Origin of the sequence: Mesorhizobium sp. M7A.F.Ca.US.010.02.1.1, assembly GCF_004023085.1 — a bacterium.
Classification (GTDB): Bacteria; Pseudomonadota; Alphaproteobacteria; order Rhizobiales; family Rhizobiaceae; genus Mesorhizobium.
In genome coordinates this window covers 36,629-61,791 of sequence record NZ_RZRV01000015.1, presented here as the reverse complement: position 1 = coordinate 61,791, position 25,163 = coordinate 36,629, and the positions used below count along the sequence as shown (strand labels likewise).

At 62.4% G+C, this 25,163-nt stretch carries 24 protein-coding genes; 12 read left to right on the top strand and 12 right to left on the bottom strand.

Annotation, left to right across the window (positions count from 1 at the left end; all coding sequences use genetic code 11):
- Window positions 1–493 precede the first annotated feature (493 nt).
- The 5 genes from dnaA to EOA19_RS17725 all read left to right on the top strand — a co-directional run bounded on the left by dnaA (window position 494) and on the right by EOA19_RS17725 (window position 6,002).
- Entirely contained in the window at window positions 494–1,969 is a 1,476-nt protein-coding gene (dnaA, locus tag EOA19_RS17745) for a chromosomal replication initiator protein DnaA (RefSeq protein WP_023811386.1), read from the top strand.
- A gap of 304 nt (window positions 1,970–2,273) precedes the next feature.
- On the top strand, window positions 2,274–3,392 hold the full coding sequence (dnaN, locus tag EOA19_RS17740) for a DNA polymerase III subunit beta (RefSeq protein WP_023811387.1): 1,119 nt from the start codon (window positions 2,274–2,276) through the stop codon (window positions 3,390–3,392).
- Window positions 3,393–3,576: 184 nt separating this feature from the next.
- Entirely contained in the window at window positions 3,577–4,722 is a 1,146-nt protein-coding gene (gene recF, locus EOA19_RS17735) for a DNA replication/repair protein RecF (RefSeq protein ID WP_128304340.1), read from the top strand.
- Window positions 4,723–4,753: 31 nt separating this feature from the next.
- Window positions 4,754–5,509 carry a molybdopterin-synthase adenylyltransferase MoeB gene (locus tag EOA19_RS17730; protein WP_128304339.1) on the top strand — a complete coding sequence of 252 codons (756 nt, stop codon included), beginning with the start codon at window positions 4,754–4,756 and terminating at the stop codon, window positions 5,507–5,509.
- A 4-nt stretch (window positions 5,510–5,513) separates the two neighbouring features.
- The gene (locus EOA19_RS17725; RefSeq protein WP_023811390.1) at window positions 5,514–6,002 is read left to right on the top strand and encodes a GNAT family N-acetyltransferase; all 489 of its coding nucleotides are present in this window, start codon (window positions 5,514–5,516) and stop codon (window positions 6,000–6,002) included.
- 33 nt (window positions 6,003–6,035) lie between these two features.
- Here EOA19_RS17725 and EOA19_RS17720 read toward each other — a convergent pair whose 3' ends face one another.
- Window positions 6,036–7,037, bottom strand: a complete 1,002-nt coding sequence (locus EOA19_RS17720) for a D-glycerate dehydrogenase (protein WP_023811391.1) — start codon at window positions 7,035–7,037, stop codon at window positions 6,036–6,038.
- 219 nt (window positions 7,038–7,256) lie between these two features.
- Between EOA19_RS17720 and EOA19_RS17715 the strand changes: the two genes are divergently transcribed.
- A complete protein-coding gene (locus tag EOA19_RS17715) occupies window positions 7,257–7,817 on the top strand; it encodes an SH3 domain-containing protein (protein WP_023811392.1) in 561 nt (186 codons plus the stop codon).
- Between the two features lie 111 nt (window positions 7,818–7,928).
- Here EOA19_RS17715 and EOA19_RS17710 read toward each other — a convergent pair whose 3' ends face one another.
- Window positions 7,929–8,786, bottom strand: coding sequence for a LysR family transcriptional regulator (locus EOA19_RS17710; RefSeq protein WP_023811393.1), 858 nt, complete (start codon window positions 8,784–8,786; stop codon window positions 7,929–7,931).
- A gap of 116 nt (window positions 8,787–8,902) precedes the next feature.
- On the opposite strand from EOA19_RS17710, the gene EOA19_RS17705 reads away from it, so the two are divergent.
- Both EOA19_RS17705 and EOA19_RS17700 read left to right on the top strand, forming a co-directional pair.
- On the top strand, window positions 8,903–9,442 hold the full coding sequence (locus EOA19_RS17705; RefSeq protein ID WP_023811394.1) for a carboxymuconolactone decarboxylase family protein: 540 nt from the start codon (window positions 8,903–8,905) through the stop codon (window positions 9,440–9,442).
- Between the two features lie 25 nt (window positions 9,443–9,467).
- On the top strand, window positions 9,468–9,884 hold the full coding sequence (locus tag EOA19_RS17700; protein WP_164892952.1) for a DUF302 domain-containing protein: 417 nt from the start codon (window positions 9,468–9,470) through the stop codon (window positions 9,882–9,884).
- 29 nt (window positions 9,885–9,913) lie between these two features.
- On the opposite strand, the gene EOA19_RS17695 is transcribed toward EOA19_RS17700, so the two are convergent.
- Together EOA19_RS17695 and irrA are read right to left on the bottom strand one after the other, a co-directional pair.
- Entirely contained in the window at window positions 9,914–10,042 is a 129-nt protein-coding gene (locus EOA19_RS17695) for a DUF4260 family protein (protein WP_245486205.1), read from the bottom strand.
- Between the two features lie 59 nt (window positions 10,043–10,101).
- A complete protein-coding gene (gene irrA, locus EOA19_RS17690) occupies window positions 10,102–10,533 on the bottom strand; it encodes an iron response transcriptional regulator IrrA (RefSeq protein WP_164892951.1) in 432 nt (143 codons plus the stop codon).
- A gap of 242 nt (window positions 10,534–10,775) precedes the next feature.
- On the opposite strand from irrA, the gene fabA reads away from it, so the two are divergent.
- The 4 genes from fabA to EOA19_RS17670 all read left to right on the top strand — a co-directional run bounded on the left by fabA (window position 10,776) and on the right by EOA19_RS17670 (window position 15,138).
- Window positions 10,776–11,291 carry a 3-hydroxyacyl-[acyl-carrier-protein] dehydratase FabA gene (fabA, locus tag EOA19_RS17685; RefSeq protein ID WP_013527885.1) on the top strand — a complete coding sequence of 172 codons (516 nt, stop codon included), beginning with the start codon at window positions 10,776–10,778 and terminating at the stop codon, window positions 11,289–11,291.
- A gap of 50 nt (window positions 11,292–11,341) precedes the next feature.
- The gene (gene fabB, locus EOA19_RS17680) at window positions 11,342–12,562 is read left to right on the top strand and encodes a beta-ketoacyl-ACP synthase I (RefSeq protein ID WP_128304336.1); all 1,221 of its coding nucleotides are present in this window, start codon (window positions 11,342–11,344) and stop codon (window positions 12,560–12,562) included.
- Between the two features lie 13 nt (window positions 12,563–12,575).
- Window positions 12,576–13,388 (top strand): enoyl-ACP reductase FabI, encoded by an 813-nt coding sequence (fabI, locus tag EOA19_RS17675; protein WP_023811399.1) that lies wholly within the window; start codon window positions 12,576–12,578, stop codon window positions 13,386–13,388.
- A 205-nt stretch (window positions 13,389–13,593) separates the two neighbouring features.
- Entirely contained in the window at window positions 13,594–15,138 is a 1,545-nt protein-coding gene (locus EOA19_RS17670) for a bifunctional diguanylate cyclase/phosphodiesterase (protein WP_023811400.1), read from the top strand.
- 74 nt (window positions 15,139–15,212) lie between these two features.
- Here the strand turns inward: EOA19_RS17670 and EOA19_RS17665 are convergent, their stop codons facing one another.
- The 8 genes from EOA19_RS17665 to EOA19_RS17630 all read right to left on the bottom strand — a co-directional run bounded on the left by EOA19_RS17665 (window position 15,213) and on the right by EOA19_RS17630 (window position 25,144).
- Window positions 15,213–16,232, bottom strand: coding sequence for a class I SAM-dependent methyltransferase (locus EOA19_RS17665; RefSeq protein WP_023811401.1), 1,020 nt, complete (start codon window positions 16,230–16,232; stop codon window positions 15,213–15,215).
- A 99-nt stretch (window positions 16,233–16,331) separates the two neighbouring features.
- On the bottom strand, window positions 16,332–18,479 hold the full coding sequence (gene pnp / locus EOA19_RS17660; protein WP_128304335.1) for a polyribonucleotide nucleotidyltransferase: 2,148 nt from the start codon (window positions 18,477–18,479) through the stop codon (window positions 16,332–16,334).
- A gap of 276 nt (window positions 18,480–18,755) precedes the next feature.
- The gene (gene rpsO / locus EOA19_RS17655) at window positions 18,756–19,067 is read right to left on the bottom strand and encodes a 30S ribosomal protein S15 (protein WP_269470859.1); all 312 of its coding nucleotides are present in this window, start codon (window positions 19,065–19,067) and stop codon (window positions 18,756–18,758) included.
- 140 nt (window positions 19,068–19,207) lie between these two features.
- On the bottom strand, window positions 19,208–20,302 hold the full coding sequence (corA, locus tag EOA19_RS17650; RefSeq protein ID WP_128304334.1) for a magnesium/cobalt transporter CorA: 1,095 nt from the start codon (window positions 20,300–20,302) through the stop codon (window positions 19,208–19,210).
- A gap of 44 nt (window positions 20,303–20,346) precedes the next feature.
- The gene (gene truB / locus EOA19_RS17645; protein WP_128304333.1) at window positions 20,347–21,360 is read right to left on the bottom strand and encodes a tRNA pseudouridine(55) synthase TruB; all 1,014 of its coding nucleotides are present in this window, start codon (window positions 21,358–21,360) and stop codon (window positions 20,347–20,349) included.
- Window positions 21,360–21,800 (bottom strand): 30S ribosome-binding factor RbfA, encoded by a 441-nt coding sequence (gene rbfA / locus EOA19_RS17640; protein ID WP_128304332.1) that lies wholly within the window; start codon window positions 21,798–21,800, stop codon window positions 21,360–21,362. Before rbfA ends, truB begins: the two co-directional genes overlap by 1 nt.
- A 126-nt stretch (window positions 21,801–21,926) precedes the next feature.
- Window positions 21,927–24,497, bottom strand: a complete 2,571-nt coding sequence (infB, locus tag EOA19_RS17635) for a translation initiation factor IF-2 (protein WP_128304331.1) — start codon at window positions 24,495–24,497, stop codon at window positions 21,927–21,929.
- Window positions 24,494–25,144 carry an RNA-binding protein gene (locus tag EOA19_RS17630; protein ID WP_023811407.1) on the bottom strand — a complete coding sequence of 217 codons (651 nt, stop codon included), beginning with the start codon at window positions 25,142–25,144 and terminating at the stop codon, window positions 24,494–24,496. Before EOA19_RS17630 ends, infB begins: the two co-directional genes overlap by 4 nt.
- Window positions 25,145–25,163 lie beyond the last annotated feature (19 nt).

Here is a 25,163-nt window from a genome sequence, read left to right as displayed (position 1 = left end):
CCGTTAGACGTGGCCTTGCCCTATCCACAGCGATTTCGGTAGTGTCGATCTATCGAAAGGGACGGGCTCTGGCTCTTAACCCAAGCCTGAATCGGCCAGCTTAAATTGGCGGGATTTGCAACGCGGATCAAGTCCGCGGACGGGTTTGGTTTGTCTTTTTCGATACGGTAGGGGACTGGCGTAACTAGACATGGCAGGTAGACGGCGCGCCGGCGCTCCTTTCGCCGGACGGTGTTGTATTGCCCTGACATACCCAACGCGGACTGGCTTCCATGGGCCGGCACCGGTTCCCGCAGATAATGGGCGACGTTCATCTGCCGGCGGCGGCAGCGGACATCGTAGCAAAGACTTAGGTCGCCGGAACCGGATGCAGGAGGCGCATCCCCGGTGGAAACAGGTACGGAAGAACAAGGAAAAGATCATGCAGAGCGGCATCGAAAGGGAGCTTACGGGCGACCTCCCATTTCCTGGAACTTTGATCGGAGCAAACGACATGGCGGTGTCCAGCGACGCGGAACAGAAATTCGACCGGGTCAAAGCCCAGTTGAAGGCGCGCCTGGGAACCGAAGTCTATTCGAGCTGGTTTGGCCGCATGAAGGTCGCCGAGGCTTCCAAGGGCATCGTCCGCATCTCGGTGCCTACTGCCTTCCTGCGCTCATGGATCAACGGCCACTATCTCGACCTCATCTCCGAGTTGTGGAAGCAGGAGGATCCCGATCTCCTCAAGATCGACATCGTCGTGCGCACGGCAACCCGTCAGGGACGCAGCCAGGCCGAGCCAGAGGTAACGCCAGCACGCAGCAAGGTGACACGGCAGACGCAGACGGCGCTTGCCGCCGGCACAGTCAGCCCCAGCCGGGTGGAGCGCGCACCGGCTCCGCGTCCGGGCACACCGATCGAGAGCGAATTCCGCCACAACGTTTTGGGATCACCGCTCGATCCGCGCTACACGTTCGGCTCCTTCATCGAGGGACCGTCGAACCGGGTGGCCTTCGCCGCCGCCAAGGCAGTGGCGGAATCGCAATCGAGCGCGGTGCGCTTCAATCCGCTTTTCCTTCACGCAACCGTCGGGCTCGGCAAGACACATTTGCTGCAGGCCATCGCCGCGGAATCGCTGAAGCAGAACCCCAAGTCGCGCGTCGTCTATCTCACGGCCGAGTATTTCATGTGGCGCTTTGCCACCGCGATCCGCGACAACAACGCGCTGACGCTCAAGGAACAGCTGCGCGACATCGACCTGCTCATCATCGACGACATGCAGTTTCTGCAGGGCAAGTCGATCCAGCACGAATTCTGCCACCTCATCAACATGCTGCTCGACAGCGCCAAGCAGGTCGTCGTCGCCGCCGACCGGCCGCCATCGGAACTGGAATCGCTCGAACCGCGGGTCCGTTCGCGCCTCAATGGCGGTGTCGCGCTTGAAATGTCGGCGCCCGATTTCGCCATGCGCCTCGGCATGCTCAAATTGCGCCTTGCCACGGCCAGGAGCGACGACGCGTCGCTCGACATTTCGGAGGAGATCCTCAATCACGTCGCCCGCACCGTGACCGGCAGCGGACGCGAGCTGGAAGGCGCCTTCAATCAGCTTTTGTTCCGTCAATCCTTCGAGCCGCAGATCACCATCGACCGGATCGACGAAATCCTCGGCCACATCTATCGCACCGGCGAGCCGAAGCGTGTCCGTATTGAGGACATCCAGCGCATCGTGGCGCGTCACTACAATGTGTCGAAGACCGAATTGCTGTCCAACCGGCGCACGCGCACCATCGTCAAGCCGCGGCAGGTCGCCATGTACCTGTCGAAGGTGATGACGCCGCGCTCGCTGCCTGAGATCGGACGGCGTTTCGGCGGCCGCGATCACACCACGGTGCTGCATGCCGTGCGCAAGATCGAGGACCTTTCCGGCAACGACAACACGCTGGCGCAGGAACTTGAGCTTCTGAGGCGGTTGATCAACGACCAGGCCTGATCCTCCGGGGATGGCAGAGCCGGAACAATACCGGAATTCAATGGCTTGCCAGTGCGGCGCTGGGCCTGGATCGGGCTCGTGGCGCCGCCTGGGAGCGATCTGGATTTCGGTTTTACGACACTGGCTCGCGGACTTCGGGCGCGTTATCCCCAGAAAGCCCGCCTAGCCGGCCTGAACCGGTGGCGCGGGCTTGCGTTTGCTGGTTTTTTCCTGTCAGTTTACGCAGATTCTGAGCCTGTTCAGACCTTTCGCGGGACGCCGCCCACTGGTGACCCGTCATTCATTCAAGCGAGCCTGTTTCGTCATGCGTGTTATCCTGGAACGGTCAAATCTCCTGAAGTCGCTCAACCACGTCCATCGTGTGGTCGAGCGGCGAAACACCATACCGATCCTGTCCAACGTGCTGCTCAGCGCCGAAGGCGCCAGCCTTGAAATGAAGGCGACCGATCTCGACCTCGAGGTGACCGAAGCGACGCCCGCTAAGGTGGAGCGCGGCGGGGCGACGACAGTCCCGGCACATCTGCTCTACGACATCGTGCGCAAGCTTGCCGATGGCGCCGAGGTGATGCTGAAGACGGACGAGGACGGCAACGCCATGACGGTGACGTCTGGCCGCTCGAGCTTCCGCCTTCAGTGTCTGCCGCAATCCGACTTCCCGGAGCTCTCGGCCGGATCCTTCTCGCATATCTTCCGTCTCGACTCGGTTGCCCTGAAAGGCCTGATCGAGAAGACCCAATTCGCCATCTCCACCGAGGAGACGCGCTATTACCTGAACGGCATCTACCTGCACACGCATGAGGTCGGCGGCAAGCTGAAGCTGCGCTCGGTGGCGACCGACGGCCACCGCCTGGCGCGCGCCGAGATCGATGCGCCAGCGGGTTCCGAAGGCATGCCGGGCATCATCATTCCGCGCAAGACGGTGAGCGAGCTGCAGAAGCTCGTCGACGATCCGGATGTCGCGGTCACCACCGAACTGTCGGACACCAAAATCCGCTTCACCATCGGCAGCGTGGTTTTGACCTCGAAGCTGATCGACGGCACCTTCCCCGACTATCAGCGGGTCATTCCGACCGGCAACGACAAGAAGCTCATCATCGACCGCCAGAGTTTTGCCGCCGCCGTCGATCGCGTCTCGACCATCTCTTCCGAACGCGGCCGCGCGGTGAAGCTGTCGATCAGCGAGGGTCAGGTGACGCTTGCGGTCAACAATCCCGATTCAGGCAGCGCCACCGAAGAGCTGTCCGCCGACTATTCATCCGATCCGATCGAGATCGGCTTCAACGCCAAGTACCTGCTCGACGTTGCCGCGCAACTGACCGGCACGGAAGCCAAGTTCATGCTGGCCGACGCCGGTTCGCCGACGCTGATCCACGACATGGCCGACGAGACCGCACTCTATGTGCTGATGCCGATGCGGGTGTAGCGGCGCGGTGTCAGCACTTCGGTCCTGTTGTGGACCGGCGGCAAGCGCGATATTTACGGCAACTCCTAGAGCAATTCCAGGAAAAGTGTGAAGCGGTTTTCCGTCCGGAATTGCGTCAAAACAAAGAGATAGAGCGGTTCTGCGTTTCTGTGAAACGATGGAGCGCTCTATAGGCGGATAGCGGTTGCCGGGACAGAACCACATAAGTAAGCTAACACTTACCAATTTCCGCAACTATGCGGCGCTGACGATCGATCTGGCGCCAGGTGCCGTGGTTTTTTCCGGCGACAACGGCGCCGGCAAGACCAATCTCCTCGAAGCGATCTCCTTTTTGACACCAGGGCGTGGCTTGCGCCGCGCCCCTTACGCGGATGTCGCACGCGAGGGCGGCGACGGCGGCTTTGCATTGCATGCCCGGCTCGACGGACCTGACGGCCAAGTCGAGATCGGAACAGGCATTTCCGGCGGCGACACCGCCGGCGAAGGCGGCAGGCGGGTGCGCATCAATGGAGCTCCGGCGCGTTCGGCCGAGGACATGCTGGAATGGCTGCGCGTGGTGTGGCTGACGCCGGCCATGGACGCGTTGTTCACCGGGCCGGCCGCGGATCGCCGGCGCTTTCTCGACCGGCTGGTGCTGGCGATCGATCCCGGCCACGGGCAACGTGCGATCGATTACGAGAAGGCGATGCGTGGCCGTAACCGCTTGCTTACTGAAGGCTCTCGAGACGACCGCTGGTTCGACGCAATCGAGACGCAGATGGCCGAAACCGGTGTGGCGATCGCCGCCGCGCGAGCCGAGATGGTACGCCTTCTGACCGCCATGATCGACAGGCTGCCCGACACGGGGCCATTTCCGCAGGCCGATATCGGCCTTTCGGGAGACCTGGAAGCCGAAATTGCGACCGCGCCGGCAGTCGATGTCGAGGAGCGCTTCCGCCGGACGCTTGCCGACGGCCGTGAGCGCGACCGCGCTGCCGGGCGCACGCTCGAGGGCCCGCATCGTTCGGACCTGATGGTTCGGCACCGCCCCAAGGCGATGCCGGCCGAGCTTTGCTCGACAGGCGAGCAAAAGGCGCTGCTGGTCGGCATCGTGCTGTCGCATGCAAGGCTGACCGGCGAAATGTCGGGCATGACGCCGATCCTGCTGCTCGACGAGATCGCCGCGCATCTCGACAGCCGGCGCCGCACGGCGCTGTTTTCCATCCTGGAGGAACTGAACTGCCAGGCGTTCATGACAGGAACCGATGCTGCGCTGTTTTCCAGTCTCCAGGGACGCGCGCAATTCCTGACTGTCGACCATGGGACGGTTGGGCCAACCGAAGACCACTGACAAGGTTTTTCAGTCCCTGTATGATCAGGCAATGACCACTGCCGCCCTGACCGCAGACGAGATCGAACGCTATGCCCGCCACATCGTGCTGCCGGAGATCGGCGGAGCCGGACAGCAAAGGCTGAAACAGGCCCGGGTGCTGGTTATCGGCGCTGGCGGGCTGGGCGCGCCGGTGCTTGAATATCTCGCCGCCGCCGGCGTCGGCACACTAGGCGTGATCGATGACGACACCGTTTCGCTGTCCAATCTGCAGCGTCAGGTCATTCACGGCACCGACACTGTCGGCCTGCTGAAAACCGATAGCGCCAAGGCGGCAATCGCTCGCATCAATCCCAACACAATTGTTGAAGCGCACGCAATCCGGCTGACCACGGACAATGCGCCCGCCCTCGTCGCCCGCTATGACATCGTCGTCGACGGTTCCGACAATTTCGAAACGCGCTATGCCGTGGCCGATGCCTGCGCGAGCGAAGGCAAGCCGCTGGTGCATGCCGCCGTCGGACGCTTCGATGGTTCGGTAACGGTGCTGAAGCCATTCGAAGACGGCAAGGACGGCAAACCCAATCCAGGCTATCGCGATCTGTTTCCCGAGGCGCCGCCGCCGGGCCTGGTGCCGTCCTGCGCCGAAGCCGGCGTGCTTGGCGCGCTGACCGGCGTCGTCGGCACGCTGCAGGCCATGGAGGCGATCAAGCTGATCACCGGCGTCGGCGAACCGCTGGTCGGCCGGCTGCTGCTCTATGACGGGCTGGCGGCGCGCTTCGACACCATCCGCTACAAGAGAAGCTGAATTCTTGGACCGGATCGAAGCTGCCTCCATCACGCGGATCCCGACCGATTTCGACCGCTGGGACGATGTGCTCGCATTGATCATGCGCGCTTTCGCCTCGATGGACGGCGTCATCGACCCGCCCTCCTCGGCCCACCTTTTGACCACCGACACTCTGCGGGACAAGGCGCGGTGGGAGACCGGCTTCGTGGCGCTCAAGGGCGATCGGATCGTCGGCTGCGTCTTTGCCCTTGAAAAGGTGACAGAGTTCTATGTCGGCAAGCTCGCGGTCGCGCCGGACTGCCAGGGACAAGGCATTGGCCGGCGGCTGATGCAGGCGGTCGAAGACCTTGCCCGCAGCCGCGGCAAGGCGGCAATCGAGCTTCAGACGCGGATCGAGCTGACCGGGAATCATGCGGCCTTTGCTCGCCTCGGCTTTCGCGAAACTGAACGGACGGCGCACGAGGGCTATGCCAGGCCGACCTCGATCACCATGCGCAAAGCTATCCCGTAAGGTTTATCTTACGGTTTGTGGGCCGCGACAGCGTCAGGTCCTGAGCGGCAGCACGCGGTCTGGTGGGCGGTGGCCGTCAACGAAGGCGCGGATATTGATGATGACCTTTTCACCCATGTCGATGCGGCCCTCGAGCGTCGCCGAGCCCATATGCGGCAAAAGCACGACCTTGTTCTTGGCGGCGAGCTTCAGCAGCTTGCTGTTCAAGGCCGGCTCATGCTCGTAGACATCGAGCCCGGCGCCGGCGATCTTGCCGTCCTGGATCAGCTTGACCAGCGCTTCCTCGTCGATGATGTCGCCACGTGCGGTGTTGACGACATAGGCAGTCGGCTGCAGCAGCGCCAGCCGCCGCGCCGAAAGCAGATGGAAGGTTGCCGGCGTCGAGGGACAGTTGACCGAGATGATATCCATGCGGGCCAGCATCTGGTCGAGGCTTTCCCAATAGGTCGCCTCCAACCCGTCTTCCACGGCCGGCAGCACGCGGTGGCGATTGTGATAATGGATCGACAGTCCGAAGGCCTTGGCCCGCCTGGCGACGGCGGTGCCGATGCGGCCCATGCCGACAATGCCGAGCCGCTTGCCCCAGATGCGCCGGCCCAGCATCCAGGTCGGCGACCAGCCGGCCCATTTCTTGTCACCGGTGAGCACATTGGCGCCTTCCGCCAGCCGCCGCGGCACCGCCAGCATCAGCGCCATGGTCATGTCGGCGGTGTCCTCGGTCAGGACATTCGGCGTGTTGGTGACGGTGATGCCCCTCTTGGCCGCGGCCGCGACATCGATCTTGTCGACGCCATTGCCAAAATTCGCGATCAGTTTGAGGTTGTCGCCGGCCTGGGCGATCAGTGCGGCGTCGATCTGGTCGGTTACCGTCGGCACCAGCACGTCGGCCTCCTTGACCGCCGCGACCAGTTCCGGCTGCGTCATCGGCCGGTCCTCGACATTCAGCCTTGCGTCGAACAACTCGCGCATGCGGGTCTCGACGGGGTCGGGCAGCTTTCGCGTGATGACGACGAGAGGCTTCTTTTTGCCTGCCATTGTTTCCCTCTCGAGTACTTGCCGCAATTCCGAACGCAAAACCGCTTCACACTTTTGCTGGAATTGCTTCTAACCCGATCTCGTTGAGACCTCTTTAACCAAGACCGGCGAAACTGAAAGCCGGTCGCGGTGCCGATTACTCCCTGTAACAAGCGGTGCCGCCGAAGACAAAGAAAAAGGGGCGCCGAGGCCGATGGGCAAGCGCCGAAAGGAATGAAAGTGTCTGGTTTCGCGTCGCTTCGCCTGACCCTCAGCGCAGCATTTCTCGGCGCTCTGCTTTATTCTCCGCTTGCGGGCGCGCAGAGTGCCGCAGCACCTGCCCAGGGCGTCGTCACGCTTGGTCCGAGCGGCCTGCCGCTGCCGCGCTTCGTCAGCCTGAAATCCGGCCGCGTCAACTCGCGCGTCGGTCCCGGGGCCAACTACTCGGTCGACTGGATGTATATGAAGGCCGGCCTGCCGATGGAGATCATCCAGGAATTCGACACATGGCGCCGCGTGCGCGATGCCGATGGTTCGGAAGGCTGGATCAACCAGTCGCTGCTTTCCGGCCGACGCACGGCAATCGTCGCACCATGGCAGCGCGGCAAGGGCGCCCAGATCGACCTTCTCAACAGTCCCGACAAGGACGCAAGAGTGGTCGCGATGATTGAACCTGGCGTCATGGGTACGATCAAATCCTGCGACGGCCAGTGGTGCGAAATGACGTTCGACGGCCACACCGGCTGGCTTGCCCAGTCGGTTGTCTGGGGCGCCTATCCCGGCGAACGGGTCAAGGACTGACAACTTCATCGCGAGGCTCGGAAGAACTCGGGATCAGAAATAGGCCGGCAATCACGGATACGGCAACAAGGTGCTTGCGCCTCCGCTTCATCAAACTCAATTGCAGCATTGTCATTCACGCCGCCGATCGCTCGCGTCCGTTGCGAATGCGGCAGCGATTGCGCCTCTCAGCGGGTTGCTCAACCGTGTCAGGAGCGTAATCCGGCTGGCTGGCAAATCCGGCAATCCATGCGACCGGTTCAGTATCACGCAATCGGCCGGTACCTGGCTCTGCCCGATCGCCGCCACTCCCAAGCCCGCGCTGGCGGCCGATTGCAACGCAGTCACCGAACCGCCGGTGAAGGCGAGGCGCCAGGCGGTATTGCTGCCATCGAGCGCGCGTTCCGCTGCCAGTCGGACGGTGCAGGATCCGGGCAATGCCAACAGCGGCAACGCGGCAGACGACCGCCAGACGTCAGGCGACCTTGCACACCAGACAAGCTGGTCTCGGTAGAGCGGGATGCCCTGGCGCCGGCTGATATCCATGCGCACGACGGCAAAATCGGCCTTGCCTGCGTCGTAGCGGGCCTGCATCTCGGCTGAGAGACCCACCGACACTTCCAGCAGCAATTCCGGAAAGACTTGGCTCAGACGCCCAAACGCCGACTCCAGAAGCGCACCGGCGGCGTGATCGCCGATGGCCGCCCGGAGCGTGGTGGTTTGCGTGCCAGCATCGAATGTAGCCACGGCCCGGTCATGAGCCTCGAGGACCTGCCGCGCCGAAGCAAGGAACCGCGCGCCTTCGGGCGTCAGCGAAACCGCGCGCGGCGTCCGCGCCAGGAGACGCCGCTCCATCGCTTGCTCGAGCTTGCGGACCCGCAGGCTGATCGCCGACTGGGTGGTCCCGAGAAGATCGGCCGCGGTGGTGAAGCTCTCGCAGTCGGCAACAAGCACGAAGCTGCGAAGCTGTTCGATGGCAAGATGCTTCATTTCGTACTCATATCATAGAGACAGCTACTATGACATTTCCAAATGCTCCTCGTCGAGTCATATGGATTCCGACGAAGCACGGCGGTTGCCGGCTGACCCGGAAGGAGAATGATTAGATGTCTCGCCTATCGCCAATAAACGAAGATTCCGACACGGAAGCCGGCAAGCTTCTGGCGGAAACGCGACGCCAGCTCGGACGCGTCCCGAACCTCTATCGCGTCCTGGCCAACTCTCCGGTCGCTCTCAAAGGTTATCTGCAATTTCGCGAGTCGCTGCAGAGCGGCCGTCTCAGTTCGAAATTGCGCGAGCAGATCGCCCTGATAACTGCTGAGGTGAACCGCTGCGAATACTGCGTTTCGGCCCACGCATTTCGCGGATCCAAGATCGGCATCTCCGATACGGAATTGGAGCTAAATCGCAGGGGCGATTCAAGCGATGCCAGAGTGGCGGCCACGCTGGCGTTGGCTGCGGATGTGGCGCGTAGCCGCGGAGCCGTCACCGACCAGGCATTCGGCGCCGCCAGGGCCGCGGGGCTCGACGACGAGGAACTGGCAGAGGTGATCGCGCATGTCGCACTCAACTTCTATTCCAACATCCTCAATCACTTCGCCCAGCCAGAACTCGACTTTCCACGGACAGTGCTTCTCAATGACTGACCTCGTGACCCTCGATCCGAGTTCGATGGCGACCATTCCGCGTCACCAGATCGTCGTTTCCTCCAGCTATGGTTTCGATGAGACACTGCAACGGCTTCGCGACGCCATCGCTGCTGCCGAGCTATGGATCATCCATGAGATCGATCCGCAGGCCCTGCTCAGGAAAGGCGGGATCTCCACCATTCGGCTCCGTCAACTGCTTTGGTTCCACCCGCGATACATGGCGCGCCTGTTGCTGACCGATCCTGGCGCCGTGCCCGAAGCGCCGTTCAAGTTCGTGGTCAGCGAACAAGCAGCCGGCGTGACGGTCTGCGCCTTGAACCCGATTTTGGTGTTCTCGCCATATCCCCGGCTTTTTGGTCTCGCCCATGAACTGTTCGACGCGACGGAGCGAATGCTCGAGACGGTTTCCACGATGCCGGTGTCGGGAGGCGATATCTAGCGGAGCCATGAGCGGTCCGGCCGCCTGCATCAGGCGTGGTCATCTAGTCCCGATGCGGCCGAGATGGTGTCCGGAAAGCCGGTCGACAGCTTCAGGCCATAGCCCAGCGCACGGTCGATGGCGATGTGGGCGATCCAGATCAGCAACCGCCATCGCATTGCCCCACATGTGCCCGGCGAGCAGCAACAGCGCGGGCACGGTCAGGGGGCCTCGCCGGTCATTCGCGGCGTTTGGGGCGCAGCCTCACCACGATGTCGACATTGGCGATCTCCATCCCTTCCGGAGGCTCCGGCAGGTTGGCAACCGTCACCGGACCGCTGTCGATGTCGAATATGCGGTTTTGGCCTTCGATGTAGAAATGGTGGTGGTCGGAGGTATTGGTGTCGAAATAGGTTTTCGCGCCCTCGACGGCGAGGATGCGCAAAAGTCCCGCCTGGGTAAACTGGTGAAGGGCATTGTAGACGGTGGCCAGCGACACCGGCACGCCGGCGGCAACCGCCTCCTCGTGCAGTTCCTCGGCCGACAGATGCCGGTCGCCCTTGGCGAAAAGCAGATCGGCCAGCGCAATGCGCTGACGCGTCGGCCTCAGGCCGGCTTCACGGACCCGCTTGTCCACAGCGACATTTTCCTTCCGGCCGTCCAGGTCCATCTTCTCGTCGAACCCCACAGTTCCGCCCCAAGACACGCCCAGAATGGCAAAAAAATGAACGTCTGCCGAAACCGGACCTCTCAGGACATATATTCTGTCGTCCGAATGCGATCAATAGCGCGCATTGACCCAGGCAGACGAGCAGGCTAAGCGCAAACGCCGGTTTCCGGCCTGAAACAGATTGTGTTAGGAAACCAACGACAAGGGCACCCGATAGCCCGGAACGATATGGGATGAGATTGATGGCGGGTAAATCCAGCTACGAGTACGACGAATTGCTGGCCTGCGCCCGCGGCGAACTGTTCGGACCGGGCAACGCCCAGCTTCCTTATCCGCCGATGCTGATGTTCGACCGCATCACCGAGATCAGCGAGACGGGCGGCGCCTTCGAGAAGGGTTTCATCCGCGCGGAGTTCGACATCAAGCCGGACCTGTGGTTCTTTGCCTGCCATTTCATCGGCAATCCGATCATGCCGGGGTGCCTCGGCCTCGACGCCATGTGGCAATTGACGGGCTTCTATCTTGGCTGGCTGGGCGAACCCGGCAAGGGGATGGCGCTGTCGACCGGTGAAGTGAAATTCAAGGGCATGGTCACGCCCTCGGTGAAGAAGGTCGAATATGGCATCGACTTCAAGCGCGTGATGCGGGGCCGGCTGGTGCTCGGCATCGCCGATGGCTGGCTGAAGGCGGATGGCGAACCCATATACGCGGCAACGGATTTGAAAGTCGGTCTGTCCAAGCAGTCGGCGGTTGGCTGACCGGCATCCCTGGCCAGCTCTCTGGCCAGCATCCCTGGAAGGAGTTGCGAATGAGACGTGTCGTAGTCACAGGCATCGGCGTTGTGTCGTCGATCGGCAACAATGCCAACGAGGTGCAGACCTCTCTGCATGACGCCAAATCCGGCATCAGCTTCTCCGATTCCTTCGCCGAACACGGCTTCCGTTGCCAGGTCTGGGGAGCGCCGACGCTCGATCCATCGGCCATGATCGACCGCCGTGCGATGCGCTTCCTGAGCCAGGGGGCTGCCTGGAACCATGTCGCCATGGATCAGGCGATCGCGGATGCGGGCCTCGGCGAGAGCGACATCACCAATGAGCGCACCGGCATCGTCATGGGATCGGGCGGACCATCCACCCGCACCATCGTCGAAGCTGCCGAAACGACGCTGAAGAATGGCAGTCCCAAGCGCATCGGTCCGTTCGCGGTGCCGAAGGCAATGTCATCAACCGCATCGGCAACGCTTGCCACCTGGTTCAAGATCCACGGCGTCAACTACTCGATCTCGTCGGCCTGTTCGACCTCGGCGCACTGCATCGGCAATGGCTGCGAATTGATCCAGTGGGGCAAGCAGGACATCATCTTTGCCGGCGGCCACGAGGATCTCGACTGGACGATGTCGGACCTGTTCGACGCCATGGGCGCGATGTCGTCGAAATTCAACGACAAGGCATCGACCGCTTCCCGCGCCTATGACGCCAATCGCGACGGCTTCGTCATCGCTGGCGGCGCCGGGGTGCTGGTGCTGGAAGAGCTTGAGCATGCCAAGGCGCGCGGCGCCAAGATCTATGCCGAGATCGTCGGCTATGGCGCGACGTCGGATGGCTACGACATGGTTGCTCCTTCAGGCGAGGGCGCGGTCCGCTGCATGCGCCAGGCGCTGGCCACGGTTTCCACACCGGTCGACTACATCAACACCCATGGCACCTCGACGCCGGTGGGAGATTCCAAGGAAATGGGAGCGATCCGCGAGGTGTTCGGCCCAGAGATGCCGTATATCACCTCGACGAAGTCGCTGACCGGCCATTCGCTGGGCGCGGCCGGCGTGCAGGAATCCATCTATTCGATCCTGATGATGCAGGGCGGCTTCATCGGCGAAAGCGCCCATATCGAGACCCTCGACCCCGAATTCGAGGGCATGCCGATCGTGCGAAAGCGCATCGACGACGCCAGGATCGATACTGTCTTGTCCAATTCGTTCGGCTTCGGCGGCACCAACGCCACGCTCGTTTTCCAGCGCTATTCCGCATAAGGATTTGCCGGCCATGGACGGATTGATGAAGGGCAAGCGCGGGCTTGTCATGGGTGTCGCCAACGATCATTCGATCGCTTGGGGAATTGCCCGGAAATTGTCCGAACATGGGGCGGAACTCGCCTTCACCTATCAGGGCGATGCCTTCGGACGCCGGGTCAAGCCGCTGGCCGACAAGCTCGGCGCCTCGCTGGTGGTGCCGTGCGACGTCGAGGACAGCGCTTCGGTCGCCGCCACATTCGAGACCCTGGGCAAGGAATGGGGCGGGCTGGATTTCATCGTCCACGCCATCGGCTTTTCCGACAAAAACGAGTTGAAAGGCCTCTACGCCGACACCAGCCGGGACAATTTCGTCCGTACCATGGTGATCTCTTGCTACTCCTTCACCGAGGTCGCCCGCCATGCAGCCACCTTGATGCAGGACGGCGGATCGATGATCACGCTGACCTATGCGGGCTCCGTCCGCGTCATGCCGAACTACAATGTCATGGGCGTCGCCAAGGCAGGGCTGGAGGCGAGTGTCCGCTACCTCGCCAACGATTACGGTCCGCGTGGCATCAGGGTGAACGGCATATCGGCTGGACCCGTGCGCACGCTCGCCGGCGCCGGTATTTCCGATGCGCGCCATATGTTCTCCTACCAGCAGCGAAACTCGCCGCTGCGCCGCACGGTGACCATCGACGAGGTCGGCGGCTCGGCACTTTATCTGTTGTCGGATCTGTCTTCCGGGGTTACCGGCGAGATCCACTATGTCGATTCCGGCTATCACATCGTTTCCATGCCGACACTCGACGAATTGAAGCAGACCGACGGCGGACGAGACTAACGCCTGTCGCCCAAAGGTGCGCGGCGGTTTTGGAATGGCGACATTTGAAGACACGAAGCTTAAAGCGCGCCAACTGAATCCGTTTCAGCGCCAGGCGTATTGATCCGCTCAAGAAATACTTTCGGTCCAATAAAATTGGATTCATTCGCGGAAACTCATTTTAAGGAGATATCCGCTAGAAAGCCCCGTACTCAGGGGAACTTCAATGCTCGCCGTCAGCAACCCGAAGCGAACACCGGTGTTCCGACTGCTCACCATAGCGAGTTCGGGTCTCGGCAGTTTCGTCCTCGGGCTCTGGGGCTTGAAGCTCGGTCTCGGCGATGGTTTTGCCGGCATCTCCGCGGATATGATGGTCTCGGTGATGGCCGCTCTTTGCGCACTGGCGGCCTCGGTCGCCGCGATGTCCTTTTTCGCCGGCGTCGATGAATCGGCGGATTTCGTCTTCACGGAAACCCATTTCGACAAGCTGACCGGCCTGGTGGCACGCCCGGCGATGGTCGGCAAGATTGCCGAGGCGGCATGCGCGACCAGCCGGACCGGCGAGCCGATGTTCCTCATCGATATCGACATTGACCGCTTCAAGCAGATCAATGACGCCATCGGCTACAGCCAGGGCGACGAGTTGATCCGCGCCTTCACCAAGCGCTTAAAGACGTGCGTGCCGCCGCGCGCTCTGATCGGACGCATCGGCGCCGGTGAATTCGCGATCCTGCTGCCCGACAATCAGGTGTCCGGATCGCTGGAAAGCACCGTCGAGAGGCTCATCGACGAGATGATGGAGCCCTATGATCTCGGTACGCACCTGCAATCGGTCAGCCTGTCGGTCGGCATCGTGGCGATGCCAAAGGACGGCGTCGATCCGGTCCTCATCCTGCGCCGCTCCAATCTGGCGCTGCAGAACGCGCGCGCCAGTGGCGTCGGCAACTGGTCGGTCTTCCATGCCGAAATGGGCAGGGTCGCCGACCATCGCCAATGGATCGAATCCGAACTGCATATAGCCTTCGAGCGTGGCGACTTCGACCTTCATTACCAGCCGCAGCTCGATCTCCCGACCGGCCGCATCGTCGGGTATGAAGCGCTTATCCGCTGGCGGCATCCGGAACGCGGCATGATCCCGCCGATGGAGTTCATTCCGATCGCCGAGGAAACCGGCATGATCGGCCCGATCGGCGAATGGGTGCTGCGCAAAGCCTGCAGCGACGCACAGCATCTGCCCGATGATTGCTTCGTCGCCGTCAACATCTCGCCCGTCCAGTTCATGACCAAGGACTTCGTCGGCATCGTGCGCGACACTATGACGAGCACCGGCATCAAGCCGTCGCGGCTGGAGCTGGAAGTGACCGAGACGGCGATGATGCAGGACCGCGACCGCGCCGCCGCCATCCTGAAGGAGCTTGCGGATATGGGCATCTCGGTCGCCGTCGACGATTTCGGTACCGGCTATTCCAATTTGAGCTACCTGATCGATTTCTCATTCGGCAAGCTGAAGATCGACCGGTCCTTCGTCAGCCGCCTCGACACCGATTCCAGCTCCGGCGCTGTCGTCTCGACCATCGTCGGGCTTTCGCGCGCGCTCGGCGTCAGCATCATTGCCGAAGGCGTCGAGACCGAAAGCCAGGCGACGCTGCTCAGGGCGGCCGGCTGCGAGGTGGTGCAAGGCTATCTTTACGGCAGGCCCGCCCCCCTCAAGATCAGGGTCGGCGACGTGCATGTCACCGATGAGGTCCGGCGCGTCGCCAATCTGCATTGAGTGCGACGCGATGCCTGCTTCTGTCTGAGCATGATCTTTTCCGAAAACCGGTATCCACTTTTCGGGATCATGCTTCAACGACGAGCGGAAAGCACCTTGAACATGCCGTCGCGGGCGAGTTCGGCATGGCTCGAAAAGGCAGCCGCCAGGATCGGCTCATAGGGAAGCTGACGGTTGGCGACCATGAGCAGCCGCCCACCCGGCTTCAAGGCCTTGGCCGCCGCGCGGATCATGCCGGCGCCGATCTCCGGCTCGGCCGCCCGGCTGCGATGAAAGGGCGGGTTCATCGCAATCGCGTCGTAGCGCTTCTCGACTGGTTCCTTCAACAGATCGATCCAGAAGAAGTTTCTGGCGATCGACTGGGTGACCCCTGTCAGATTGAGCTTTGCGGCTTCGAGCGCGGCGAAATCGGCCTCATAGAGGTCGAGCGCCTGAACGCCGGGGGAGCGGGCGGCGATCTCGGCAGCTACATAGCCCCAGCCGGCGCAGAAATCGGCAATGTTGCCACGCAGATCATTGGGCAGATTCTCGACCAGCAATTTCGAGCCAGTATCGATCCGGTCGAAGGAAAACATGCCGGGCGCGGTGTGGAACCGGCTTTCAACCAGCAGAGCGGGATTGGCGGCGCGCAATTCTTCCGCGGCGGCCAGATCGGCGGGACGTCGCAACCAGAAGGCAATGCCGTGATATTTGGGCAAATGGCCTTCAAGCGGCACAAGCTCGTCAACGCGCTTGCGCAGGCTGGCAATGCCATCGTCCTTGCCGCCGGCAATGACGACCAGGCCGCCCGGCGCCACGCGCTCAAGCGCCTGCGCGAGGCGCACTTCGTTCAGGCCGCGATGCCGGCCGGCAAGCACAAGTGCCATATCGAAGCCATCGCCTTCCACTTGCGCGGTGACGACGAAGCCCGACGCCTGCAGCGCGCTAAAATGCGGCCGGAAGCCCTGCACGAGGTGAAGGGTCGCCTCAAAGCCTTCAGGCAGGCGAAAACCCGGCTCAGCGCCGAGAAACAGGGCGCGCGTGCCCTTTCCCGGCAGAGGAACAGCCTCGGCCTCGAAGGGATGGAAAAGCGTCTTCAACGGCTCGGCGGACATTGTTCGATCTCGACTTGTCTAAGCGCTTTGAAACCCAGGCTGAAAATGAAAACGGGCGCGACATAAGCCGCGCCCGTTTCGATTCATGGCTCAGACCAATCAGGCGGCGTTTTCTTCGCCTTCGGTCTTCTTGTCGCGGGCGAGTTCCTTGCCGGTGGCCTGATCGACGACTTTCATCGACAGGCGGACCTTGCCGCGCTCGTCGAAGCCCATCAGCTTGACCCAGACCTTGTCGCCTTCCTTGACCACGTCCGAGGTCTTGGCGACCCGGTCGTTGGCAAGCTGCGAGATGTGGACTAGGCCGTCACGCGGACCGAAGAAGTTGACGAAAGCGCCGAAGTCCGCGGTCTTGACGACCGTACCTTCGTAGATCTCGCCGACTTCCGGCTCGGCGACAATGGTGTGGATCCACTTCTTCGCCGCCTCGATCTCCTTGGCGTTGGACGAAGCGATCTTGACCGTGCCGTCGTCCTCGATGTTGATCTTGGCGCCGGTCTTTTCGACGATCTCGCGGATCACCTTGCCGCCCGAGCCGATCACGTCACGGATCTTGTCGGTCGGGATGTGCATCACTTCGATGCGCGGTGCGAACTCACCCAGTTCCGAACGCGCGCCGGTCAGAGCATGCGCCATCTCGCCGAGGATGTGCTGGCGGCCATCCTTGGCCTGGTCCAGCGCGATCTTCATGATCTCCTCGGTGATGCCTTCGATCTTGATATCCATCTGCAGCGAGGTGATGCCGCTGGCGGTGCCGGCGACCTTGAAGTCCATATCGCCGAGGTGATCTTCGTCACCCAGGATGTCGGACAGAACGGCGAAACGCTCGCCTTCCTTGATCAGGCCCATGGCGATACCGGCGACCGGCTTGGCCAGCGGCACGCCGGCATCCATCAGCGCCAGCGAGGTGCCGCAGACGGTGGCCATCGACGACGAGCCGTTGGACTCGGTGATCTCCGAGACGACGCGCAGCGTGTAGGGGAACTGGTCAGCGCTCGGCAGCATCGGGCGAATGGCGCGCCAGGCGAGCTTGCCATGGCCGATTTCGCGACGGCCCGGCGAACCCATGCGGCCGGTCTCACCGACGGAGTAGGGAGGGAAGTTGTAGTGAAGGAGGAACTTCTCCTTGTACATGCCGGTCAGCGAGTCGACATACTGCTCGTCCTCGCCGGTGCCGAGCGTGGCAACGACCAGCGCCTGGGTCTCGCCGCGGGTGAACAGCGCCGAACCATGGGTGCGCGGCAGAACGCCGACTTCGGAGACGATCTTGCGAACCGTGCTCAGGTCGCGGCCATCGATGCGCGAGCCGGTGTCGAGGATGTTCCAGCGAACGACCTTGGCCTGGAGTTCCTTGAATACCGAACCGATCTGCTCGGAAGTGTATTTGGCGTCTTCACCTTCGGCCGGGGCAAACGCTGCCTTGACCTTCGCCTTGACGGCATCGACGGCGGCGTAGCGCTTCTGCTTGTCGACGTTCTTGTAGGCAGTGCTGAGTTCGTCGCCGACGATCTTCAGCATCTCGGCTTCAAGCGCGGAATAGTCCGGCGCGGTGAAGTCGCGCGGCTCCTTGGCGGCAACTTCGGCCAGCTTGATGATGGCGTCTATGACTGGCTGGAAGCCCTTGTGGCCGAACATGACGGCGCCGAGCATCAGCTCTTCGCCCAATTCCTTGGCCTCGGACTCAACCATCAGCACGGCGTCGGTGGTGCCGGCGACGATCAGGTCGAGCTTGGATTCCTGCATCTCGTCGACATGCGGGTTGAGCACGTATTCGCCGTTGATGTAGCCGACGCGAGCGCCGCCGATCGGGCCCATGAAGGGAACGCCGGAGAGCGTCAAGGCGGCCGAAGTGGCAACGATCGACAGGATGTCGGGATCGTTCTCGAGATCATGCTGGACGACGGTGACGACGATCTGGGTGTCGTTCTTGTAGCCTGCGGCGAAGAGCGGGCGGATCGGGCGGTCGATGAGGCGGGAAACCAGCGTTTCCTTCTCGCTCGGACGGCCTTCACGCTTGAAATAGCCACCCGGGATCTTGCCGGCGGCGTAGGTCTTTTCCTGGTAGTTGACGGTCAGCGGGAAGAAATCGAGGCCGGGCTTCGGCTCCTTCATCGAAACGACGGTGGCGAGAACCTTGGTCTCGCCGTAGGTGGCGAGCACCGCGCCGTCAGCCTGGCGTGCGATCTTGCCGGTTTCGAGGATGAGCGGACGGCCGCCCCATTCGATTTCCACTTTGTGGTGATTGAACATGTCTTGTCCTTAATATGAGGAAAGGGCCGCGCCGTTTCACGGTGCGCGGATGCCCTTTCCCTGGCTTCCTTTCTCGGGCAGCCACGGGCAAGACAACGGGAAGCTCGGGTGATTTCGGCGCGGTGCGCGCGCGAGCGTCCTGCAATCCTGCCCCATGACCGTCCATGGGCGGTTTCGAGTGCCCTCTGCACGATCGAAACCGGGTCTGGCCAGTCGATGCGACTGGCAGAATGCGCGACCGGCGGGCTCTCCTTCGAAAGCCCGCCGGTCAATTCGTCAACGGCGCAGACCGAGCTTCTCGATCAGCGTCTGGTAGCGCGCGTCGTCCTTGCGCTTGAGATAATCAAGCAGGCTGCGGCGCTGGGAGACGAGAGCAAGCAGACCACGGCGGGAATGGTTATCCTTCTTGTGGTCCTTGAAATGGTCGGTCAGGTTCTTGATGCGCTCGGAAAGGATGGCCACCTGGACTTCCGGAGACCCGGTATCGCCCTTGGCGGTTGCGAATTCACCCATCAATTCCTGTTTGCGCTCGGCAGTAATCGACATCGTGTTTTTCCTTATCTGTTTGAGGAAACGGGTCGCCCTCAGCCGGGATGTCGTCCAGCAGGGGCCGGTGCAAGCAAAACGTCATAGCGCTATGCTGCGGCGCATATAGTGCAATTCCCCGGAAAACACCAGCCCAATTCACAAGCCGGCTTTTCAGGCCAAAATGGCAGGTTTTAGCCTTGTCAAAGCCATTTCTTCCATTTGAAGAAGGCGATCAGCCCGAACGCGACAAGCGCCATGAACAACAGCGACAAGGGATAGCCATAATAGGCCTTCAGTTCCGGCATGTTCCAGGGCGAAGACTCAGGATCGAAATTCATGCCCCAGATGCCGACCAGGAAGGTGAGCGGCATGAAGATTACCGAGACGATGGTGAGATAGCTGATGACGTCGTTGGTGCGCGCCTGGCTCAGCGACAGGTGCATCTCGATCAGGCCGGTCAGCATGTCGCGCTGGGTTTCGACCAGCTCGATCAACCGTAGCGCATGGTCGAGCGTGTCGTTGAGGAAGATCTTGGTCTCGGCCTTCACATAGGGCACATCGTTGCGGATCAGCGTCGCCAGCGCATCGCGCATCGGCCACAGCACGCCTTTCAGCACGTTGGCGTCGCGCCGCAATTCATGCAGCTGCCGCATCTGATGCTTGTGCGGCGAATGCAGCATCTGGTCCTCGATGCTGTCGACCATGTCGCCGGCTGCCTCGATCGGCGGAAAATAGCTGTCGACGATGGCATCGATCAGCGCATAGGCGAGGTAATCGGCACCGCGGGCGCGCAACCGGTTGGGCGCTGAGCTTTCGATGCGCTTGCGCACGGGATCGAACGGGTCGCCTTCACGCTCCTGGAAGGTGACGACGAAGTTGTTGCCGAAGAAGACGGCGATCTGCTCATAGCGGTGCGAGGCGACGTCGTCGATCATCCTGACGACGACGAAGGCATGATCCTCGAAAAAGTCGACCTTCGGCCGCTGGCCGGTGTTGACGACGTCCTCCAGCGCCAGCGGATGCAGGTTGAATATACGGCCGATCTCCTCGATCAGCGGGATGTTGGCGAGGCCGGTACAATCGAGCCAGAGGATCGGCCATTTATCGCAATGGGTGTTCAGGTCGTCGATGCTGGCATTTTCGATAGTCTTGAATTTTTCGGGCGAGATCAGCGTCAGCCTGAGTTCGCTGCGCCGCGCCGAGGGATCGGCGATCAGCGTGCCGGGCGACGCACCGACCGGCGGCCGCCGCGTTTTCACTGGTGCCCGCGTCTTCACGGTCTCAGCCTTTGCCATATGCCCCTCGTGCGAGTCCTCGCCTCGACATTAGACGACAGGAGTCACCCGGCAAAGACCCGCTTGGGCTTGAACATGCCTTGCTCGATGGCACCGATGGCGACCAGCTTGCCGCGCGCCGTGGCGCAGGCTTCCTCGGCTACCACCGGTGCATCACGGCCGCGGATGATGACTGGATTGCCGAGGCGGACCTTGGTCGCCGCATCGTCGCTGATGGCGATCTGCGGCAGGCAGTCAAGGGCGGCCGATGTATCGACCAGAAGCGCATCGATGGCGTCGAAGTCGATTGGTACTTCCACCGCGTCTGCGACTTCTGTCGTATCAGCGGCTTCAGCCGTGTCGGCGACGTCCGTCGCGCCTGATCTGTCTTCATCCTGCACACCGAAACGGGCGGCTTCCAGTTCGGCGATGGTGACGAAATCCTCCGCCGTGAACGGCTCGACCTCGACCCGGCGCAATTCGGAAATGTGGCCGAAACAGCCCATGTCGCGGCCCATGTCGCGGGCCAGCGCGCGCACATAGGTGCCCTTGCCGCATTCGACCTCGAAAACAGTATGGTCGGCGCCATGCTCGACAACGTCCAGACGGCCGATCTCGATCTCGCGCGCGGGTATGTCGACTGTCGCGCCGTCGCGGGCCAGATCATAGGCACGCTCGCCCGCGATCTTGATGGCCGAGAATTGCGGCGGCGTCTGCATGATGACGCCAGTGTATTTCGGCAGCAGGGCGAGCACTTGGGCTTGCGACGGGCGCAGGTCGGACTCTTTCGTCACCGGACCTTCGAGGTCATCGGTGGAGCGCTCCTGCCCCCAGGCAACGGTGAAGCGGTAGATCTTTGCGCCGTCCTGCACGTAGGGAACGGTCTTGGTGGCCTCGCCAAGCGCGATCGGCAGCATACCGGACGCCAGCGGGTCGAGCGTGCCGGCATGGCCGGCCTTTTCGGCCTGGAACAGCCATTTGATCTTGGAGACGGCTTCGGTCGAGCCCATGCCGACCGGCTTGTCCAGGATCAGCCAGCCCGAGATCGGCCGGCCCTTCTTCTTGCCGCGGCGCGCCACTATTCGGTGTCCTTGTTGTCGTCTTTGCCCTGGTGCGGGTTTTCCTGGTCCTCAGGACCCAGATCGCGCGCCACTTCCGGCGATTTCAACAGGTCGTTGATCCTGGCAAAGTTGTCGAAGGAGGTGTCGAGCTTGAAGCGGAACTCCGGCATGAACTTCATCTGCCGCAGCGCGCCGGAGACACGGCCACGGACGAATTTCGCATGCTTGTTCAGCGCCTCGACCACCGCATCGGTATCCTTGGCGCCGAGCGGCGAGACGAAAGCGGTAGCGACCTTCAAATCGGGCGACATGCGCACTTCCGAGACCGACACCACGGTGTTCTCGATCAGCGGATCGATGATCTCGCCGCGCTGCAGGGTTTCGGATAGCGCATGGCGCACCTGTTCGGCGACGCGCAGCATGCGCTGGGATGGGCTGGATGTGGTTGGACGGGGCATTTTTCTCTATCCTGAAAGCGTGAGGCGCGGGATGGGACCGTGCCGCATGTCTCATATGGGTCGTTCTCAATAGACCTCGGGCGGCGGCCTCTCGGCCACCGCCCGGTATGGACAAGTCACTCGAACTCAGAGTGTCCGGGTCACCATCTCGACGCGGAAGCACTCGATGACGTCGCCGACTCGCATGTCCTCGTAGTTCTGGAAGGCCATGCCGCATTCCTGGCCGCCGGGGACTTCCGAAACTTCGTCCTTGAAGCGCTTCAGCGTCTTCAGCGTGCCTTCGTGGATGACGACGTTGTCGCGGATCAGGCGCACGCCCGCACCACGCTCGACCTTGCCTTCGGTGACACGGCAGCCGGCGATCTTGCCGACCTTGGTGATGTCGAAGATCTCGAGGATCTGCGCGTTGCCAATGAAGGTCTCGCGACGCTCCGGCGACAGCAGGCCCGACAGAGCCGCCTTCACGTCATCCACGAGGTTGTAGATGATCGAGTAGTAGCGGATCTCGATGCCAGCCGCCGCTGCGGCGGCACGTGCCTGGACGTTGGCGCGGACGTTGAAGCCGATGATCGCGGCACCCGAAGTCTCCGCCAGCGACACATCGCTTTCGGTGATGGCGCCGGCACCGGCATGGACGATGCGCGCACGCACCTCGTCGGTGCCGAGCTTGTCGAGCGCGGCGTTGATCGCCTCGATCGAGCCCTGCACGTCGCCCTTGATGACCAGCGGGAATTCCTTCAGCCCGCTTGTCTGCAATTGCGACATCATCTGCTCGAGCGAACCGCGCTGGCCGGCATGCTTGGCAACCGCCTTCTCGCGCGCCAGACGCTGGCGGTATTCGGTGATCTCGCGGGCACGGGCCTCGTTGTTAACCACGGCAAAGCGGTCGCCGGCCTGCGGGGTGCCCTGCAAGCCAAGCACTTCCACCGGCATCGCCGGCGGCGCTTCCTTGATCTGCACGCCACGGTCGTTGACCAGCGCGCGCACCCGGCCCCATTCGTTGCCGGCAACCAGGATGTCGCCCGGCATCAGCGTGCCGGTCTGCACCAGCACGGTGGCAACGGGACCACGGCCCTTGTCGAGCTGGGCTTCGATGACGACACCCTCGGCGGTACGATCCGGATTGGCCTTCAGGTCGAGAATTTCGGCCTGCAGCAGGATCGCCTCGAGCAATTTGTCGAGATTGGTGCCCTTGGTCGCCGACACTTCGACGTCCAGAACTTCACCGCCCATGGATTCGACGAAGACCTCGTGGCGCAGCAGTTCGGAGCGCACTTTCTGCGGATCGGCATCATGCTTGTCGATCTTGTTGATCGCCACGATGATCGGAACGCCAGCCGCCTTGGCATGGCTGATCGATTCGATCGTCTGGGGCATGACGCTGTCATCGGCAGCAACCACCAGGATGGCGATGTCGGTCGCCTGGGCGCCACGAGCACGCATCGCCGTGAAGGCGGCGTGGCCGGGCGTGTCGATGAAGGTGATCTTGTGACCATTCTTCTCGACCTGATAGGCGCCGATATGCTGGGTGATGCCGCCGGCTTCGCCGGAGACGACATTGGCGTTGCGGATCGCGTCGAGCAGCGAGGTCTTGCCATGATCGACGTGACCCATGATCGTCACGACCGGCGGACGCGAAACCAGGTCCTCGGCATTGTCGGCGATGTTGAACAGGCCTTCCTCGATGTCGGACTCGGCGACGCGGCGGACCGTATGGCCGAATTCGGTAGCAACCAGCTCGGCCGTGTCGGCGTCGATGACGTCGCCCGGCTTCAGGATCTGGCCCTGCTTCATGAAGAACTTGACCAGGTCGACCGCGCGCTCGGACATGCGTTGCGCCAGTTCCTGGATGGTAATGGTCTCTGGCAGGATCACTTCGCGCATGACTTTCTCGCGCGGCTCATTGTGCATCGCGCGCTTGAATTTTTCCTGGCGGCGACGCATCGACGACAGCGAACGGGCCCGCGCGTCTTCGTCGGACAATGCTGAATTCAGCGTCAGCTTGCCGCGGCGGCGATCTTCCTCGCTCTTGGTCGGCTTGGCCGGACGCGCAACTTCGGGCGTGACCGGACGGCGCACCGGTGCGCCGGCACCAACACGCTTCGGCTTGGCCACTTCCTCGTCATCGACTGTTGCCAGTTCGGCAGCCAATGGCGCGCGTCGACGGGCTTCTTCCTCGGCCCGACGGCGGGACTCGGCCTCGGTCTGCAACCGCGCCTCTTCCTCGGCCTGGCGGCGTGCGGATTCATCGCGTTCGCGCTTGCGGCGCTCTTCGTCCTCGGCGCGACGCTTGGCATCCTCGGCGGCGCGCTGGCGGTCCTCGACCTCGCGAACCTTCGAGCCCTCCAGCGCCCTGCGGCGTGCTTCCATTTCACTGCGCGAAAGCTCGTTCAGCACCATGCCGCTGCGTTCGACCGGGGGCGGCGGGGGTGGCGGCGCCTTCGGTGCTTCCGGCACGACGACGGGCGCGGCCACGACCGCCGGCTTCGGTGTGAAGACGGGGGCGGCAGCAGGCTCCGGCTTGTCGCCGGGCATCGAGAACTTGCGCTTCTTGGTTTCGACGACGACCTGCTTGGTGCGGCCGTGCGAGAAGTTCTGGCGCACAGTGCCCTGTTCCATACCGGGGCGCTTCAGCGTCAAGGTCTTCTTCGGCGTCACACTCAGCGTATTGTCGTCACCCGATTTCGTATCGCTCATTCCATATCCTCTGCGGCATCATCTTCGTCAGCAACAGCCGCAAGCATTGCCAGATCGTCCGGGGAACCGCCCCGATACCGGTCGAGCGCAACCATGCGCTTCTGGACCGCCCTGCCCGCGTCTCCCGCGAGAACGGCAGCATGTATCACATTTGTACCCCCCAATGCCAAGCTCAACTCGGCCTCGGAGAAAAGTTTGTAGGCAAGGATGGCGGGCCCGCCGAGATGGACTGTCGCCCGTCGCGCCTGGCTGATCTTGCGCACGCCGTCGTCGGACGCCTCGGTCGCGTGGAGCACGAAAAGCGCCAATCCACCGCGGACAGCACTTTCGACCTTGGTAGCACCAAGCGAAATTGCGCCTGCCTTGCGGGCAAGACCAAGCATGCCCAGAGCGTGCCTGGAAAGTAGCCCGTCGATCATGCCGCCAAGATCGGGCGGCACGACCACCTGTGCCTTGAAGGCGCGGGCAAAGAGGTTCTTCGCCGCAGCCTTGTCGATATGTAGGCGGTCGGCGCTCACCCAGCAACCGCGGCCGGGCAGATTTCTCTTGATGTCGGGAACGACGGCCGAATCCGGGCCGACGACAAACCGGATCAGATCATCCGGTTCGGCTTGTTTGCGCGTAACGATGCAGGTGCGATCGTTCATCTCGTCCAAGGGCGGGTTC